Origin of the sequence: Pseudomonas sp. NPDC090201 (genome assembly GCF_044746825.1) — a bacterium.
Classification (GTDB): domain Bacteria; phylum Pseudomonadota; class Gammaproteobacteria; order Pseudomonadales; family Pseudomonadaceae; genus Aquipseudomonas; species Aquipseudomonas putida_AD.
In genome coordinates, this window is sequence record NZ_JBIVCX010000003.1 from 1 (window position 1) to 16,203 (window position 16,203).

A 16,203-nucleotide genomic window follows, 5' to 3' on the forward strand; every position below is an offset into this window, starting at 1 on the left:
CTCCCACGGTCTGTACTGCGGCTAACAGTCAGAAGCTGGCTTTTGGTCCCACCCACCCCTTCGAGTCCTACCATACAAGCTGGCTTGCCAGCGAAAGCGTCAGGCCAGACGCCTCGATGCGAAATGACCCACCGCTTTCGCGGGCGAGCCCGCTCCCACAGGAATCGGTCAGCCGTGCGTACCACATCAGCCCGTAGCAGTCCGCTGGTGTTAGCGGGGGAGCGCATGGGCCACACTGACCGCCAGCGGCGTGGTCGCTCGCCCGATCAATCGGCTCAACTGCTTGCCATCGTCAAACAGCGCGCCCCTGGCCGCTGCGGCATCGGAGTTGGCCAGAAGCTCGGCGACGAACTCCGGCAGACCTGCGCCCAGCAAGGCCGATTTGAAGCCCGCTTCCGGCAAATCGGTATAGCTCACCGCCGTACCCGACTGGCGCGTTACCTCGGCCGCAAACTCGCTCAGGGTGTAGGCATCATCGCCTGCCAGCTCATACACCTTGCCCGCCTGATCTTCACTGGCCGTCAGCACCGCCACTGCGGCCGCCGCGTAATCAGCCCGTGCTGCCGAGCTGATGCGGCCTTCACCGGCGCAACCGAAATGCGCGCTATGGGCCAGGTCGCCGGGAATCGCGGCGGTGTAGTTCTCGTGGTACCAGCCGTTGCGCAGCACAACATGGGGCACGCCGGATTGCGCCAGGGCGCTTTCGGTCTGGCGATGTTCTTCGGCCAGGCCCAGCAGTGACGTGGCGGCGTGCAGCACGCTGGTATAGCCCAGCAACTTGACCCCGGCCTTTTGCGCGGCGGCGATTACTGCCTTGTGCTGCGCGACCCGCTTGCCGACTTCACTGGAGGAAATCAGCAAAACCTTCTCGGCTCCCGCAAACGCACTTTCCAGTGTGGCAGGTTGCGCGTAATCGGCCTTGTGCACCTGTACGCCCTTGGCGGCCAGGTCACTGGCTTTTTCCGGACTGCGCACGGCGGCGACGATCTGTGAGGCGGGGATCTTCTGCAGCAGTTGCTCGATGACCAGACGGCCCAACTGGCCTGAAGCACCGGTGATGACAATCATGATGATTTCCTTGGTGACGTTGAATGTGCGACCAGCATAGAGGCTGTGCTAACCTTTCGTAAGTACGCACAAAAAGGTTAGTGCCATGAACGATATTTCCACGTTGCACCCCTACATCAGCCCCAGCCCCGAAAACGCATCCCTGCTCGAACGCATTCGCATGGGCGAAGTGCTGGCGCGTGATTGTCCGTCCCGCGAGATCCTCAATCACGTGTGCAGCCGTTGGGGCGTGCTGGTGCTGGTGGTGTTGCTTGACGGCATGCACCGTTTCAGCGAACTGCGGCGCAAGATCGGCGGGGTCAGCGAGAAGATGCTCTCGCAAACCTTGCAGAGCCTCGAACAGGACGGTTTCGTCGACCGCAAGGCGCTGCCCGTGGTGCCGCCCCACGTCGAATACAACCTCACGTCCATGGGCAAGGAGGTGGCGTTGCAGGTTGACGGCCTGACGACGTGGATCGAACAGAACCTGCCGCGCATCCTCCAGGCCCGCGAGCTGCGCGAGGCAGAGCCGCGTCAAAGCTCTGCTGCGAGTTCAAGCGCGGTCTGAATCGAGGCTCGGCGCGACTCGGCGTCGATGTCCGGTCCCATCAGGGTCTTCTCGATCACGATGTTGTATTGCTCGTCGATCCCGACCATCTCGCTCCAGGTGGTCAGGTACGCGACCTGATGCTCGGCCCGGTCTAGCGGCGCGCCGCGCGCCGCGATCACCACTACCTTGCGGCCATCGAGCAGACCGTTGAGCCCGCGCTCGTCGAAGGTAAACAGCAAATCTTTCTGGCTGACCACGTCAATCAGGTGCTTGAGCTTGTAAGGAATGCCGAAATTCCACATCGGCACGCCAAACAGGATGATGTCGGCCTGAATGAAACGCTGGGCCAGTTCGCTGATCTGCGCCCAGGCCTGTTTCTGGTCCGGCGTGCGTTCGATGCCCTGGATGCCTGCGTACTTGGCGTCCAGCGCCGCGCCGTCGAATTCCGGCAGCACAGTGTTCCAGACGTCCAGCGTATCCACCGTGGCGATGGCGTGCTGGGCCTGCCAGGCCGTGATGAAGGCGTTGGCGACTTCGATGGTCGCCGAGCGCTGTTTGCGTGGCGAGCTTTCGATGTACAGAAGATGTGGCATGGCGCGGGCCCCTGCATGCTGTGAGTCGAACCATCAGTCATAGCAGATTTTCACTGTCTCCCCGTAGCAGCACGGCTTGCCGGCGGGAGCGGTGGGTCAGCAACGAATCCGTCGACTGACACGCCGCTCCCGCCGGCAAGCCGTGCTGCTACGGGATCATTGGCGCGCACACAAAAATGCCCGACCCCAAACAAGCGGTCAGGCATTTTTCGTCATTCAACCACGCAACGCCTTACTTCGGCGTCAACGCCTCACGCACGTCCTTCACGCTGGCACTGGACACCGCAGGTGCGGCGTTGCCCCAGGTGTTGCGTACGTAGGTCAGCACGTCCGCGACGTTTTCATCCGACAGGTTCCAGCCGAATGCCGGCATCGCCGGGGCGGTGGGGGCGGCGTCGGTTGAGCCTGCGCGGCTGCCTGCCAGGACCACGCGGATCAGCGACGACGGATCGTTGCTGTTGACCAGCGGCGCCATGGCCAGTTTCGGGAACAGGTTGGCTGCGCCTTCACCGTTCGGCGTGTGGCACGCCGAGCAGCGGTCGGCATAGATGGCCTTGCCGGCCACCATGGCCGGGTCCGTGGCGGCCACCGGTTTGGCGGCTTCCACAGGCTTGGCGCCGTCCTTGAGGTACGCCGCTACCGCCATCAGGTCCTGGTCGGTCCAGTTCTGGGACGAGTGCTCGACTTCCTCGGCCATCGGTCCCGACGCGATGTCGAAGCGGTTGGCGCCGGTCTTCAGGTACTTGACGATGTCTGCCTCACTCCACGCCCCGATACCGTCATGGCCGGTGGAAGTGATGTTCGGCGCAACCCAGTTCTGCAGGTTGGCGCCGGTGAGGAACTGCTCGTTCTTGTCGCCGCCGATGAGGTTTTTCGGGGTGTGGCAGGTGCCGCAGTGGCCCAGGCCTTCGACCAGGTAGGCGCCACGGTTCCACTGTTCGGACTTCTGCGGGTTGGGCTTGAATTCGCCTTCCTTGAAGTTGATCAGGTTCCAGCCGATCAGGCTGGTGCGCACATTGAACGGGAACGGCAACTGGTTGGTTTCGACGTGGTTGTCCGACGCATCGACGGTGCGCAAGTAGGCCCAGATCGCCTGGTTATCCTCGCGGGTGACCTTGGTGTAGGCGGTGAACGGCATCGCGCCGTACAGGCGTTTGCCGTCCAGGCCGTGGCCCTTGGACATGGCGTTCTGGAAGTCCTCGAAGCTCCAGCGGCCGATACCGTTGACCGGGTCGGGCGTGATGTTGGCGCCGGCCAGTTTGCCGAACGGCGTATCGAGAATCACGCCACCGGAGAACAGTGGTTTGCCCGGCATTGTGTGGCACGCGGTGCAGTCACCGAGGGTGGTCAGGTAACGGCCTTTTTCCACCAGATTGTACGAATCAGCACCCGTCGCGGCGTGAGCCATGTTCAGGGACAGTCCGATGACGCCTGCGCATACAGTCAGAAGGGTCTTCATACGCTGATCATCTCCCCTGGACGCTTGAGGTAGCGGGTACGAATGGCATCCGCCGCTTTGAACGCCAGCGCCGCCACGGTGCCGGTCGGGTTGTAGCCAGGGTTCTGCGGGAAGGCCGAAGAGCCGACCACGAACAGGTTCGGCACGCCCCAGACTTGCAGGTGTTTGTTGACCGAGCTGTTCTTCGGGTCGGCGCCCATGATGAAACCGCCGACGATGTGCGAAGACTGGTACGGCGCGCTGTTCCAGTGCCCTTGCTGGGAGCTAGGGACCATCTGCCGCGGGTTCATGCTCTTGGCGATTTCACCCACTTTGCCGGTGACATAGGCCGCCATCTTGCGGTCGTTCTCCGGGAAGTCGAAGGTGATGCGCAACAGCGGTCGGCCCAGCGGATCCTTGTAGGTCGGGTCCAGCGACAGGTAGTTGGTGCGCGTCGCGTAACTGCTCGCTTCGCAACCGATAGACATGGTGCTGGCGTAGTTCTTGACCGTGGCTTTCTTCCATTCCGAACCCCAGGTCGGGGTGCCGGGTGGCAGTGGGCGCGAGTCGATGGGCGCCGCGCCAATCGGCGTGACGCGGGTGCTGCCGCCGCCGACGAAGCCGAGGCCCGAGTGGTCGAAGTTGTCGTTGTTGAACTCGTCGATGCCCATGCCGATGGCGCCGCCGCCGATGAACGGGTTGAAGTTCTTGTCATCGAAGAACATCCGCACGCTGTTGGCGGTCTGGTAGGCGTAGTTGCGGCCGGTGGTGCCGGTGTTGGTCACCGGATCGTACGGCTTGCCGATGCCGGAAAGCAGCATCAGCCGCACATTTTCGAAGATGAACGCGCTGACCACCACCAGCTCCGCTGGCTGTTCCCATTCCTGGCCGTTGGCGTCCATGTAGACGATGCCGGTAGCCTTCTTGCCGCTGCTGTCCATGGTCACTCGCAGCACTTCGCAATTGGTCATGGCGGTGAAGTTCGGCTTGCGGATCAACGCCGGCAGAACGGTGGTGATGGCGCTGGCCTTGGAGTAGTTGGCGCAGCCGTAGTTGGTGCAGAAACCGCAGTAGGTGCAGGGGCCCATCGCCACGCCAAGGGAGTTGACGTAGGGCTGGGACACCAGCGCAGACGGCACCGGGAAAGGCTTGTAGCCCAGGTTGCGGGCGGCCTCGGCGAACAGCGTCGGGGCGTAGGTCTGTTGCGTCGGCGGGTTGGGGTATTCCTCGGAGCGCGCGCCCTCGAACGGGTTGCCGCCTTCCTGGATCACGCCCTTGATGTTGCCGGCCTTGCCCGAGATGCCTGCCAGGCGGTCGAACTTGGCGTAGAACGGCTCCATTTCTTCCCAGTCGGTGCCCCAGTCCTGCAGGGTGAGTTCCGGCGACAGTTCCTTGCCGTAACGTTCGGTCAGGTGGCTGTGCAGGCGAAATTCATGGGGCTGGAAACGAAAGGTGATGCCGGCCCAGTGGTTACCGGCGCCGCCGGTGCCGTTGCCGGGGTGGAACGAGCCCCAACTGCGCATAGGTAGCGCTGTCTCGTTGACGCTATTGCGAATAGTCGTGGTGTTTTGCCGCGTCCTCACCATCAGGTCCTGGCGGCGGTTGTAGCGCAGTTCATCGGCGGCGGAGGCGACGTTGAAGTCGGCTGCGGTGTCGCGCCACGGCCCACGTTCGTAGCCGATGACGTTCAGGCCTTCGTCGGCCAGTTCATTGGCGATGATGGATCCGGCCCAGCCGAGTCCGACAACCACGACGTCCGTGGCAGGTAGTTTTTTGGCCATGTCGAATTAACCCTTCTTGGTCCAGGCTGCGCTTCCGGAAATGGAAAGCGGGATCAGGTTCAGCTTCTGGTTGTGCAGGCCGACGTACTCGCGGTAGTCGTAGCGCGCACCGGGGAAGCCGATCATTTTCCACGACACCATGTCGCGGTTGCCGCCATACACAGGGTCCGCGAAGAAGCCTTCCATGGTGTTGCCCAGCACCTGCTGGAAGAACAATTTGGCGTCGATGCCTTCGAGGGTGATCTCGCCTTTCTCAAGGCCGGTCAGCACCTGGTCCTGCTGCTCGGGAGCGAGGGTTTCGAAGTTTTTCTGGAAGGCTTTCTGGCAGTAGGCCTCAAGCCCGGCCAGGCCCAGACGGTAACGCTCGCGCGGCACCAGTTCCGACTGGTCGCCCTGCATCGGCGTGCCTTTCTGGAAGGGGCCCTGCATGTACAGGCGGCTGAAAGTGCCGTATTCCCCCGCCAGTTGACGGTCGATGAACACCGCGCAACCGGCGTCCTTGCCGCTGACGCTCAGCTCATCGGCGGGAATCAGGCGCGCAACGATGGCTTCCACGGCGCTGGCTTCGGCTTGGGTGAAGAACTGCCAGCCGGGCGTGTCGTAATGCATCGGGCCGTTATGGTCGAAGGGGATCCATTGCGGAACACCGACCACGGTGGCCGCCTTGGCCGTTGCGGCCGCACCGACGGCCAGGGTCGTGGCTGAGGATTTCAGCAACTGGCGGCGGGTGAGGCCTTTGGATTTCTCTGTCATTCAGGGCTCCTGCAAACGCACCTGTACAAAGGGCCATGCCGGGGCATGGTCCGTAACGGGTGGCGTTGTAAGTGTTTCTCACGGTTGGGTCCGACAGCGCGAGGTGTCGGGCGCAGGGTGCAGCGGCGGGTGTGACATTGGGTCTCTGGCAAACCTGCGGGCAGATGGCGCACGCTAGGCGGGGGGAAGCTAGGCCGCTAGCCATCTTTTCCACGCGAAGCGCAATGATAGATGTGTTACTGACTGTTGCATCCTGTTAAATCGGTAAATGACTGTTGCAATAAATGTAACAGTACGGCTTTCGGCGATTTTTGCGGTGCAAGTCCGTGATGGAGCCGGGTAGGTCCGCAAGGCACGTTCCAGTGCGGTTGTCGTTTTTCCAGAAATCAGTCGCGCGGTCGAGGCTTCATCTGAGCCAATTTTAGTGGCGCGATCTGATTCCTGTCGTACGACGAGATTTATTGCACCTATGCAACAAACCCGTCTCACTTTTTAACAGGTTGGTGACCGTCAGGGCGGCCCTCAACGTTCCAGATCCCCGGCACCTTTCGTCAACATGACAGGATTTTCATGAAGTTCGCCCGATGAGTGCAGGTGCTTCTTGGTATCGTGCACGCCATTTGCGTCCTGGCCTGGTTCAGAGGACGCTGTCTGTACCGTTCCTGTCGTCACCGAGTAGCTGTAGAAATGCCTGATCCCATACCGTTAAAAGACCACGAGAAAGAGACGCGGCTGGTCAATCGACGCCTGATCGCCTGCGCCGTGTTCGTGGTCGCATTGAGCATCGCGCTGGTCTGCCGCCTGTACATCCTGCAGGTCATCGAATTCGCCTATCACTCCACCATTTCCGAAAACAACCGCGTTCACGTCTTGCCGATTCCGCCCGAACGAGGGCTAATCTATGACCGAAATGGCGTGATCCTCGCCGATAACCGGCCCAGCTTCAACCTGACCATGACCCGCGAACGGGCAGGGGACTGGCACGCGGTGATCGACACCCTGATGCAGATCCTCAACCTGCCGGACGAAGACCGCATCATCTTCGACAAGGCCATGAAGAACTCGCCGCACCGTTTCGTGCCGGTGACGCTGCTCTATGAACTGACCGAAGAACAGATCGCCCTGCTGGCGGTGAACCAGTTCCGCCTGCCGGGGCTGGATGTGGAGGCGCAGTTCGTTCGCCATTACCCGCTGGGGGCGCATTTTGCGCACTCCATCGGTTACGTCGGGCGGATCAACGAGAAGGAAGCCTCGCAACTGGACCAGGTGGAATACCGTGGCACCCAGTCCATCGGCAAGACCGGCATCGAACGCTTCTATGAGCCCGAGCTGCACGGCCACGTCGGTTACGAAGAAGTGGAAACCAACGCTCAGGGCCGCGTACTGCGCGTCCTCAAGCACACCGATCCGGTGGCCGGAAAGAGCATCACGCTGAGCCTGGACATCAAGTTGCAGGAAGCCGCCGAAGAGGCACTGGGCGACCGCCGTGGTTCGGTGGTGGCCATCGACCCGGCCACTGGCGAGGTGCTGGCGATGGTCAGCAAGCCGAGTTTCGACCCGAACCTGTTCGTCACCGGCATCAGCTTCAAGGAATACTCGGCGCTGCGGGACTCGGTCGACCGGCCGCTGTTCAACCGCGTGCTGCGTGGCCTGTATGCCCCAGGCTCGACGATCAAGCCGGAAGTGGCGATCGCGGGGCTCGACAGCGGCATCATCACCCCGTCGACCCGGGTGTTCGACCCTGGCTATTTCCAGTTGCCGGACTTCGATCACAAATACCGCAACTGGAACCACAGCGGCGACGGCTGGGTGGACCTGAATGCGGCGATCATGCGTTCAAACGACACCTACTTCTATGATCTTGCGCACAAGTTGGGCATCGACCGGCTGCATGACTACCTGACCATGTTCGGCATCGGCCAGAAGGTCTCGCTGGACATGTTCGAGGAGTCTGCGGGCCTGATGCCGTCCAAAGAGTGGAAACGCATTACCCGGCGTCAAGCCTGGTTCCCGGGTGAGACCGTGATTCTCGGTATCGGCCAGGGCTACATGCAGGTCACGCCTTTGCAACTGGCCCAGGCTACCGCGCTGATCGCCAACAAGGGCGTGTGGAACCGCCCGCACCTGGCCAAGGAGATCGGCGGCGTGGCGCCGGTGGACGAGCACCCGATGCCCAACATCGTCCTGCGTGATCCCCGTGAGTGGGATCAGGTCAACAATGGCATGCAGTCGGTGATGCACGACCCGCGCGGCATCGCCCGTGCGGCGGCGCAAGGCGCGCAATACCGTATCGCCGGCAAGAGCGGTACGGCGCAGGTGGTGGCTATCAAGCAGGGCGAGCGTTACAACCGTGACAAGACCCTAGAGCGGCATCGTGACAACGCCTTGTTCGTCGGCTTCGCCCCGGCGGCCAACCCGAAAATCGTGGTCTCGGTGATGATCGAGAACGGCGAGGCGGGTGGTCGGGTGGCAGGGCCGGTGGTGCGGCAGATCCTCGATGCCTGGTTGCTGGATCAGGACGGTCATCTGAAACAGCAATACGCGACGCCCAATGCAGCGCCGGTCAACCCGAAAGTGCAGATCGCAGCGCCGAACAAACCGGTGGTCCAGCCACCGGTATGACCTGAAGCACGGCCGCCTGCGGCGGCGTCCACAAGATCGCTGCCGCCGGCAAGCTGTGCTGCTACGGGTCAATCCTGCGAGAGTTCACAGAAGCGGATCCTGTTACCGGACGGGTCGGCGATTTCCATGACTTTGCCCCAGCCCTGTTCGACGATCCCCGGCCGCGAAAAACCGTAGCCTTTGGCATTGAGCGCTTGGCAGAACGGCTCGATTTCCTGCATTGGTACGAAAATGGTCGAGCCCGGGGTGGCGTCGCCGTGGTGGCCGGTGAGATGAATGACCAGATCCCTGCGGCGAATCTGCATGTACAGCGGCAAGTCCGCTTCGAAGCGGTGCTCCCAGTCCACCGAGAACCCCAGAAAATCCACATAAAACTCCCGGGCCTTTTCTTCGCTGAACATGCGAAGTACCGGAATCGCCCCTGAAATCTGCATGCGCCTCACTCCTTGGTGCAAAAACGCCGAGTCTAACCCAATGCGTGCCCAAACCAAGGGTGAATGGATTCAGGCAGCGTTTCCGACCGAAGGCGCGATTTGCGCAAACAGGTTGGCGAGCAACGGCACATCGCCATAGGTATAGTGGCGACATTCCCCGGTCTGGGCATCGTCCATGAAATACCTGCGCCCGTTGGGGTTATTGATGTGCGGCCTTCTCGCGTCGCTGCCGGCGGGCGCTGCCGAGCAGACGCTGCGTGTGCTGGCCTGGCCCGGTTACGCCGACACTGACCTGGTGGGCGTTTTCGAGAAGCGTTTCAAGGTCAAGGTCGAAGTCACGCTGGTGGGCAGCGATGAAGTGCTGCGGGCCAAACTGTCTGAAAATCAGGGTGGCGATTTTGACGTGATCGCGGCCAACACTGCCGAAATTCACCACTATGTGAACCAGGGCCTGTTGCAGCCTTTGCATCCCGAGCGCATCGCCAATACGGCGCGTCAGCTCCCGCGTTTTCGCGATTATTCCAGAATCCCGGACATTGTCGTCGACGGGCATGTCTATGCCGTGCCCTATGCGTGGTCGGATATGGGCCTGATCTACGATCGCAAGCAGTTCAGCCAGCCGCCCGACTCGATTCAGAGCATGTGGGACCCAAGGTTCCAGGGCCGCGTGCTGGCGTTCAACACCAGCAACCACAATTTCTCCCTGGCAAGCCTGGCCCTCGGCGGCGATCCGTTTCACATCGGCGCAGCGGACTTTCCCCGGGTGACCGAAAAGCTCATCGCGTTGCGGCGCAATGTGTTGACCTTCTATTCCCTGCCGGAGGAGGCGGCCGAGCTGTTCCGCAGCCATTCGGTGGCGCTGATTTTCGCCAACTATGGCCGTCAGCAACTTAAGCAACTGCGCGATGCAGGCGTGGACGTCGGCTACGTGGTACCCCGGGAGGGCGCGCTGGCCTGGCTCGATTGCTGGGCGATCAGCAAGGGCGCCCATGACCTGCGACTGGCCAATGAATGGATCAATTACATGCTCGAACCGGATGTCAGCCGCGCCCTGAGCGAACGCCAGGACCTGTCCAACACGGTGCAGGAACCGCTGGATGCCAGCCCCTCCAATCGCATGATCTGGCTACGCCCGGTCGAGGACGATCAGCGCCGCGCCGAGTTGTGGCAGCGGATCGTGTCCGGCGAGCGTCCGCCGCTGGTGGAGGCGCGATGAGGTTCGGTATCGCGTTCAAGCTCGGTTGCCTGATGGCCCTGTTCGGCATGGTGCCCACGGGGCTCGCCGGTTACTACATCTACAACAGCAGCCGGGAAATGCTGCTGCAGGCCGCCGAGCGTGACTTGCTGACGTCGGTCCAGGTGCTGGGCCGCAACCTGCACGGCAGCCTGCGCAACATTTCCCTGGATGCCACGGTGTTGACCAACGGGGCCCAGGTGCACGAACTGGGCGAGCTGACCAATCCTGCGACCCGCAAGACCGTCAGTGACAACCTCGCCGAGTCATTCCGGGCCATGTTGCTGGCCCATCCCGATTACATGCAGATCCGTCTGATCAGCGCGACCGACCATGGTCTGGAACTGGTGCGCCAGGACCGCGACGGGGCCGATATCGTCAGGGTCGAGGGCGCCGATCTGCAGGAGAAGGCCCATTACGCCTACGTCTTCGAAACCCTGCGCCTGGCGCCAGGGGAGGTGCGTATCTCGCCGATCGTGATCAACCACGAGCAGGGCGCGCACTCGGGGCTGGGCAAACCGACGCTGCATGTCTCCACGCCCGTGGCGGATGCGACAGGCAAGGTGTTTGCGCTGCTGGTCATCAACGTTGACCTCGATCAGCTGTTCAACCAACTGCAAAGCGATCTGCCCAAGGAGTACCAGGTCTACCTGAGCAACCGCTGGGGCGATTTGCTGGTGCATCCGGACCATCGCCGCACCTTCGGTTTCGATCAGGGCCGGCGGTTGTTCTTGCAGGATGAATTCCCGGAAGTCGCCGGGCTGTTGTCCGACAAGGCGCCGGGCAGCCTGATCAGTCGCAGTGTCGAGCAAGGCCAGAAGGACCGGTTGGTGGCGGCGTTCGTGCGCCTGTCTCACAACGGCGATGCCGAACCCTTCGTGGTGCTGGGCCTGGGCCAGCCGCAAAGCCATGTTTTGGCCAAGGTGTCCCGCGTGGGCAACAGCATCGTGCAGATCGCGCTGTTATTCAGCGTGCTGGCGCTGTTGGCGGCGTTCATCGCCTCCCGTGCGCTGATCCGGCCGCTGCGCAGCATGACTGACGCGGTGGAGCTGTTCTCCCGGGAGCGCAAGATCAGCGAGCTGGCACCCAGGGACGACGAGTTGGGGGTCCTGGCCCATCGTTTCCATGCGATGAAACAGGAAATCCTCGGCCAGCTGGACGATCTGACGTCCAGCCGCGCCGCCTTCGAGCACCTGGCCCGGCATGACCCGCTGACCGAATTGCCCAACCGGCGGATGTGCTTCGAGCGTCTGGAGCAGGCGCTGATCGAGGCGCGGGAGGGCGGGAAGAAGATGGCCTTGCTGTTCGTCGACCTGGACCACTTCAAGGAAATGAACGATCAGTATGGTCACCGTTTCGGCGATCAGGTCTTGCAGGCGGTGGCCAAGCTGCTGACCACCGCCAGTGATGGCGCCGATTGTGTGGCGCGGCTGGGCGGTGATGAATTCGTCATCTCGTTCTGCGATGTGAAGGACCCGCAGAAGATCGCAGCGTTGCTGGAAAAACTCCACCAATGCTTCCAGTTGCCGCTGTTCATCGACGGGCGCAAGGTGCAGATCCACGCCAGCATGGGCGTCAGCCTGTTCCCCCGCGACGGGGACGACATCGGCACGCTGGTCCAGCATGCCGACCATGCGATGTACAAGGCCAAGAGCGCAGGCCGGAACCGCTACCTGTTCGAGATGCACTCAAGCGACTGAATCTGCGATGCCGTCGGTGGTGCCGAAAGTGTTGATGCAGGTCCAGATCGACACCAGCACAGGCACCAACAGACACCAGAGGCCGATGGCCAGGTACAACAGTGCGGCACCGACACAGCCGACCGTGAAGCCCAGAAGATTTAGTCCGATGGGCTTGAGCCGCTTTTTGATGACGGCCCGTTGCTCGACATCGCGCAGGCCGATCAGGGCGAACAGGTCGATGGACAGTTGCGTGACGTTGCCGGTCATCAGGGTGGTGGGCGGGGCGCCCTTGAGGTGCTGACGGGAAATCGCGTTGAGCACCGCCATGGCTGCCACGCCGGTCATGCCGGTGAGCAGGGCAGCGCCGCTGTCGCCGTCATTGAATGGGCCCAACCACAGGGTGAAGGCGGCGAACAGCGCCAGCAGCAGGGTGTGCAGAATCAGCAGCGGCCGCAGGGGCACCAGGCCGCGACGGTTGATCGCCACGGCGGCCAGGTGCGTCAGGCCGACCACCAGGGCGAACATCGGCAAGGCCAGCAGCTTGGCCAGCGCGCCGGAGGTGCCGTGCACGATGCTCACGCCCAGGGTCACGAAGTTGCCGGTGACGTGGGCGGTGAACAGGCCTTGCAACGCGAGGAAACCGATGGTGTCGACGAAACCGCCGTTGAAGCTCAGGGCCGGGGCGGTGGTGCGGTGGATGGATGACATGATGAACTCCGTGTAACCAATGAATTTTCGAAGGTGACTATGCCCCGTAGCAGCACGGCTTGCCGGCGGGGACGTCCTCAAGATCGCTCCCGCCGGCAAGCCGTGCTGCTACGGTTATGTGTGACCCTGATCTTGTAGGAGCGCGCTTGCCCGCGATGGCGTCCGTGAGATCGCTCCCGCCGGCAAGCGGATCGCCGCCCGGCCGTGCTGCTACGGGGGAGAGAGTCGCCTGTCAGTTCAAATGCGCCTTGAGCTCACCGGCTGCCTGACGCATCGCCGCCTTGACCTCTGGAATGTTGCTCAGCGGGTTGAGCAAACCATAGTCGTGGATCATGCCGTTGTAGCGCACGGCGGTGACATCCACACCGGCGGCATCGAGCTTGCGGGCATAGGCCTCGCCTTCGTCACGCAACACGTCCAGGCCCGCAGTCTGCACCAGTGCCGGTGGCAGCCCTTTCAATTGCTCGGTACTGGCACGCAGCGGCGAGGCATGAATGTCGGCGCGCTGGGCGGCGTCGGTGGTGTAGCTGTCCCAGAACCACTTCATCATGTTGCGGGTCAGGAAGTGCCCCTCGGCGTACTGGTCGTAGGAGGCGGTATCGAAGCTGGCATCGGTCACCGGCCACAGCAGTAACTGGAAGCGCAGTTTCGGTGTGCCCTGTTCCTTGGCCTTCAGCGCGACGACCGCCGCCATGTTGCCGCCCACGCTGTTACCGGCCACCGCCAGACGCGAGCTGTCGACATTGATCTGCTTGCCATGCTCGGCCACCCAGCGGGTTGCGGCATAGGCCTGATTGATCGCGGTCGGGTAGTGCGCTTCCGGCGATGGCGTGTAATCCACGTAGACCGCCACCGCCCCCGAGCCGACCACCAGATCACGGATCAGGCGAGCGTGGGTCGGGTAGTCGCCCAGCACCCAGCCACCGCCGTGGAAGTACATGAACACCGGCAACTCACCCTTGACCCCGGCCGGACGCACGATGGTCAGTTTGATGTTCTGGCCGTCGGCCTGGATGGTCTTTTCACTGACCTGAATCCCCGACATATCGACCTTCACCGAACTCTGCGCGCCGGTCAGCACCGCACGTGCGTCCTTGGGGCTCAGTTGCTCCAGCGGCCGGCCACCACCGGCAGCCAGGGCGTTGAGGAAGGCCTGGGTCTGGTGTTCAGGCACTGTGTTTTCGGCGGCGAAGGCGCTGCCGATGGAGAGGGCCAGCAGGGTTGCGGTCAGGGCTTTTTTAACAGTGTTCATGATGGGCTCACTTATAAATCGGAATGGGGTGGTGGTGAAAAAGGGGCCCCGTATCGAGGCCCGGATCAAAGGGTTCAGCCGGCTTTGCGCTGTGGTGCGCCGTGGACCATGGTGTAGGCGTAGTCGACACCCATGCCGTACGCGCCGCTGTGTTCCAGCACCAGTTGCATGACCGCTTCGTAGGTTTCCTTGTGAGCCCAGTCGCGCTGGAATTCGAGCAGCACCTGCTGCCAGGTCACAGGCACGGCACCGGCCTGAATCATGCGTTGCACCGACATGTCATGGGCTTCCTTGGTGGTGCCGCCGGAGGCGTCGGTGACGATGTACACCTCGTAGCCTTCAGCCAGCGCGTCCAGGGCCGGGAAGTTCAGGCAGACTTCGGTCCACAGCGCGGCGATGATCAGCTTCTTGCGCCCGGTCGCCTTGACCGCATCCACCAGCTTCTTGTCTTCCCAGGAGTTCATCGAGGTGCGCTCGATGGGCTGTTGATCCGGGTGCACCGCCAGCAGTTCTGGCCAGATGTAGCCGCTGAAACTCTTGGTTTCCACCGAGGTGAAGATGGTCGGCACGTTGAAGATCTTCGCCGCCTTGGCCAGGCCCACGGTGTTGTTCTTCAGGGTCTGGCGATCGATCGACTGCACGCCGAAGGCCATCTGTGGCTGGTGGTCGATCAGGATCAGGGCGGAGTTGGTTGGGTTGAGCAGTTCGCGGATGGACATGATGTGTATTCCCTTGAATTCGAAAATGGTCTGTATGGTTCGCCGCTTCAGCTCGCTGGCTGTTTGCTTGCTGGCTTGGGAGTAAATCTACGGACTAAACGAATGGGGAACAATTACCCAAAATTGAGACTCATTGATTCTAATATGGGGACATTGTCGCAATGCGCATTGTGTTTGTAGGAGCGCGCTTGCCCGCGATCTGGCGCGAAGCGGCAGTAGGACCTGAGTTCGTGGTGTGCCTGACACCCCCACTGAGCGTGGTTTTGCTGCTGCTGTGCAGCAGATCGCGGGCAAGCGCGCTCCTACAGCAAGCGGAGATGCAGCGAGCGCGTTCGTGCGGGGAGCGGAGTTGCGGCGGGCGGGTTCATGCGGCAAGCGGGGGAACTCAGCGTTGGCGATTGAGCGTCTGGCTCGGATACTCCAGGAACAACTCGCGGTACGCCTCGGCAAAACGCCCTAGGTGCCAGAACGAATAGCGCATGGCGACGTCCGCCACGCTGGTTTCGTTTGCGTGTGAGGTCAGTAGATCCTGACGGGCCAGATTCAGCCGTCGGCTGCGCAGCCAGGCGGTGGGGGCCATGCCGACGCAGGCGTTGAACGCTTTGCGCAGTTGCTGGAAGGAGGTGCCGGCGCTGTCGGCCAGTTGCACCACGCTGAAGTTTTCGGTGGGGTAGGCGCTTACCTGCTCGAACACCCGTTGCACGATCCGTCGTTGCCCGGCCAGGCGCAGGCAGGTGTCACCCATGCGTGCGGGGTCCGATTGTTCCAGCACGAACAGACAATCCTCGATCAGTTGTTCGCCCAGAAGCCGCGCCTGTTCGGCATCGCTCTGCTGGGAAAGGCGGGTCAGCATCGTGCTCAGCCAGCCACTGAACAGCGCGGCATGAGGGGAGGTGAGCGGGGTCAGCAACAGCTCTTCGAAGGTCTCGTGCAGGTGGCGCGAGCCCAGGCAATCCTGGCGGATCACCACGGCGATTTCGCGGTAGTTCTCGGGTGTGATCCACAGGTTCTGGGTGCTGGCGTCGAGCAGGTACAGCGCCCGTTCGCTCATGTCGAAGCTGAACACCAGGGCATCGCTGGGTGCCTTGTAATACTGCTCGATGCGGGTATTCATGTGTTCTTCGTAGACTTGCACGCCGCCCAGTTCCGCCTCCACCAGACGACCCTTGAACTGCCCCGAAGACATTTGTGCGTAGTGCAGGCTCCAGCCCGCGTTGGAGATACCTTGCTGATCGGCGGCGACGGTTTCAAATACCCTGACCGACATGAAAGACCTGCTCTGGCAGTGTTGTTATGAGTGCGAGCACCTTAGCAGCATGGTTCGAGGCCGGGCAATACACCATGGGTGAACCAGGCTGCGCACCAAAATGAGGCGTGCATGGCGAGCGAA

General features: G+C 62.2%; 14 protein-coding genes. 4 read left to right on the forward strand and 10 right to left on the reverse strand.

What is annotated here, in order from left to right; all coding sequences use genetic code 11:
* Nucleotides 1-210: 210 nt before the first annotated feature.
* The gene (locus ACIPOO_RS10175) at nucleotides 211-1,068 is read right to left on the reverse strand and encodes an SDR family oxidoreductase (RefSeq protein ID WP_400606384.1); all 858 of its coding nucleotides are present in this window, start codon (nucleotides 1,066-1,068) and stop codon (nucleotides 211-213) included.
* A 160-nt stretch (nucleotides 1,069-1,228) separates the two neighbouring features.
* On the opposite strand from ACIPOO_RS10175, the gene ACIPOO_RS10180 reads away from it, so the two are divergent.
* Complete coding sequence (locus tag ACIPOO_RS10180; RefSeq protein ID WP_400607685.1) at nucleotides 1,229-1,615, forward strand: winged helix-turn-helix transcriptional regulator; 387 nt, start codon at nucleotides 1,229-1,231, stop codon at nucleotides 1,613-1,615.
* Here the strand turns inward: ACIPOO_RS10180 and ACIPOO_RS10185 are convergent.
* From ACIPOO_RS10185 to ACIPOO_RS10200, 4 genes are all read right to left on the reverse strand, one after another.
* Complete coding sequence (locus ACIPOO_RS10185) at nucleotides 1,582-2,190, reverse strand: FMN-dependent NADH-azoreductase (protein ID WP_400606386.1); 609 nt, start codon at nucleotides 2,188-2,190, stop codon at nucleotides 1,582-1,584. The genes ACIPOO_RS10180 and ACIPOO_RS10185 overlap by 34 nt on opposite strands.
* A 232-nt stretch (nucleotides 2,191-2,422) precedes the next feature.
* The gene (locus ACIPOO_RS10190; protein ID WP_400606388.1) at nucleotides 2,423-3,649 is read right to left on the reverse strand and encodes a c-type cytochrome; all 1,227 of its coding nucleotides are present in this window, start codon (nucleotides 3,647-3,649) and stop codon (nucleotides 2,423-2,425) included.
* On the reverse strand, nucleotides 3,646-5,409 hold the full coding sequence (locus ACIPOO_RS10195) for a GMC family oxidoreductase (RefSeq protein ID WP_274133428.1): 1,764 nt from the start codon (nucleotides 5,407-5,409) through the stop codon (nucleotides 3,646-3,648). The genes ACIPOO_RS10190 and ACIPOO_RS10195 overlap by 4 nt, the downstream gene beginning before the upstream one ends.
* Nucleotides 5,410-5,415: 6 nt before the next feature.
* A complete protein-coding gene (locus ACIPOO_RS10200) occupies nucleotides 5,416-6,162 on the reverse strand; it encodes a gluconate 2-dehydrogenase subunit 3 family protein (RefSeq protein WP_274133429.1) in 747 nt (248 codons plus the stop codon).
* A gap of 687 nt (nucleotides 6,163-6,849) precedes the next feature.
* On the opposite strand from ACIPOO_RS10200, the gene mrdA reads away from it, so the two are divergent.
* Entirely contained in the window at nucleotides 6,850-8,784 is a 1,935-nt protein-coding gene (mrdA, locus tag ACIPOO_RS10205; RefSeq protein ID WP_400606391.1) for a penicillin-binding protein 2, read from the forward strand.
* A 68-nt stretch (nucleotides 8,785-8,852) separates the two neighbouring features.
* Here mrdA and ACIPOO_RS10210 read toward each other — a convergent pair whose 3' ends face one another.
* Nucleotides 8,853-9,218 (reverse strand): glyoxalase superfamily protein, encoded by a 366-nt coding sequence (locus ACIPOO_RS10210; protein WP_400606394.1) that lies wholly within the window; start codon nucleotides 9,216-9,218, stop codon nucleotides 8,853-8,855.
* 175 nt (nucleotides 9,219-9,393) lie between these two features.
* On the opposite strand from ACIPOO_RS10210, the gene ACIPOO_RS10215 reads away from it, so the two are divergent.
* Entirely contained in the window at nucleotides 9,394-10,434 is a 1,041-nt protein-coding gene (locus ACIPOO_RS10215) for a PotD/PotF family extracellular solute-binding protein (RefSeq protein ID WP_400606396.1), read from the forward strand.
* Nucleotides 10,431-12,152, forward strand: coding sequence for a diguanylate cyclase domain-containing protein (locus ACIPOO_RS10220; RefSeq protein ID WP_274133433.1), 1,722 nt, complete (start codon nucleotides 10,431-10,433; stop codon nucleotides 12,150-12,152). The genes ACIPOO_RS10215 and ACIPOO_RS10220 overlap by 4 nt, the downstream gene beginning before the upstream one ends.
* Here the strand turns inward: ACIPOO_RS10220 and ACIPOO_RS10225 are convergent.
* The 4 genes from ACIPOO_RS10225 to ACIPOO_RS10240 form a co-directional block, all read right to left on the reverse strand.
* Nucleotides 12,141-12,842 carry a YoaK family protein gene (locus ACIPOO_RS10225; RefSeq protein ID WP_400606399.1) on the reverse strand — a complete coding sequence of 234 codons (702 nt, stop codon included), beginning with the start codon at nucleotides 12,840-12,842 and terminating at the stop codon, nucleotides 12,141-12,143. The genes ACIPOO_RS10220 and ACIPOO_RS10225 overlap by 12 nt on opposite strands.
* A 232-nt stretch (nucleotides 12,843-13,074) precedes the next feature.
* On the reverse strand, nucleotides 13,075-14,094 hold the full coding sequence (locus ACIPOO_RS10230; RefSeq protein ID WP_400606401.1) for an alpha/beta hydrolase fold domain-containing protein: 1,020 nt from the start codon (nucleotides 14,092-14,094) through the stop codon (nucleotides 13,075-13,077).
* Nucleotides 14,095-14,168: 74 nt separating this feature from the next.
* Nucleotides 14,169-14,813 carry a hydrolase gene (locus tag ACIPOO_RS10235; RefSeq protein WP_400606403.1) on the reverse strand — a complete coding sequence of 215 codons (645 nt, stop codon included), beginning with the start codon at nucleotides 14,811-14,813 and terminating at the stop codon, nucleotides 14,169-14,171.
* A gap of 385 nt (nucleotides 14,814-15,198) precedes the next feature.
* Nucleotides 15,199-16,080 carry a helix-turn-helix domain-containing protein gene (locus ACIPOO_RS10240; RefSeq protein WP_400606405.1) on the reverse strand — a complete coding sequence of 294 codons (882 nt, stop codon included), beginning with the start codon at nucleotides 16,078-16,080 and terminating at the stop codon, nucleotides 15,199-15,201.
* Nucleotides 16,081-16,203: the final 123 nt, after the last annotated feature.

Coding starts and splice junctions, on each gene's coding strand:
- ACIPOO_RS10230 (WP_400606401.1), bottom strand. CDS start 14,094: ATGAACACTGTTAAAAAAGCCCTGACCGCAACCCTGCTGGCCCTCTCC.
- ACIPOO_RS10210 (WP_400606394.1), bottom strand. CDS start 9,218: ATGCAGATTTCAGGGGCGATTCCGGTACTTCGCATGTTCAGCGAAGAA.
- ACIPOO_RS10235 (WP_400606403.1), bottom strand. CDS start 14,813: ATGTCCATCCGCGAACTGCTCAACCCAACCAACTCCGCCCTGATCCTG.
- ACIPOO_RS10190 (WP_400606388.1), bottom strand. CDS start 3,649: ATGAAGACCCTTCTGACTGTATGCGCAGGCGTCATCGGACTGTCCCTG.
- ACIPOO_RS10240 (WP_400606405.1), bottom strand. CDS start 16,080: ATGTCGGTCAGGGTATTTGAAACCGTCGCCGCCGATCAGCAAGGTATC.
- ACIPOO_RS10225 (WP_400606399.1), bottom strand. CDS start 12,842: ATGTCATCCATCCACCGCACCACCGCCCCGGCCCTGAGCTTCAACGGC.
- ACIPOO_RS10200 (WP_274133429.1), bottom strand. CDS start 6,162: ATGACAGAGAAATCCAAAGGCCTCACCCGCCGCCAGTTGCTGAAATCC.
- ACIPOO_RS10220 (WP_274133433.1), top strand. CDS start 10,431: ATGAGGTTCGGTATCGCGTTCAAGCTCGGTTGCCTGATGGCCCTGTTC.
- ACIPOO_RS10185 (WP_400606386.1), bottom strand. CDS start 2,190: ATGCCACATCTTCTGTACATCGAAAGCTCGCCACGCAAACAGCGCTCG.
- ACIPOO_RS10215 (WP_400606396.1), top strand. CDS start 9,394: ATGAAATACCTGCGCCCGTTGGGGTTATTGATGTGCGGCCTTCTCGCG.
- mrdA (WP_400606391.1), top strand. CDS start 6,850: ATGCCTGATCCCATACCGTTAAAAGACCACGAGAAAGAGACGCGGCTG.
- ACIPOO_RS10175 (WP_400606384.1), bottom strand. CDS start 1,068: ATGATTGTCATCACCGGTGCTTCAGGCCAGTTGGGCCGTCTGGTCATC.
- ACIPOO_RS10180 (WP_400607685.1), top strand. CDS start 1,229: ATGGGCGAAGTGCTGGCGCGTGATTGTCCGTCCCGCGAGATCCTCAAT.
- ACIPOO_RS10195 (WP_274133428.1), bottom strand. CDS start 5,409: ATGGCCAAAAAACTACCTGCCACGGACGTCGTGGTTGTCGGACTCGGC.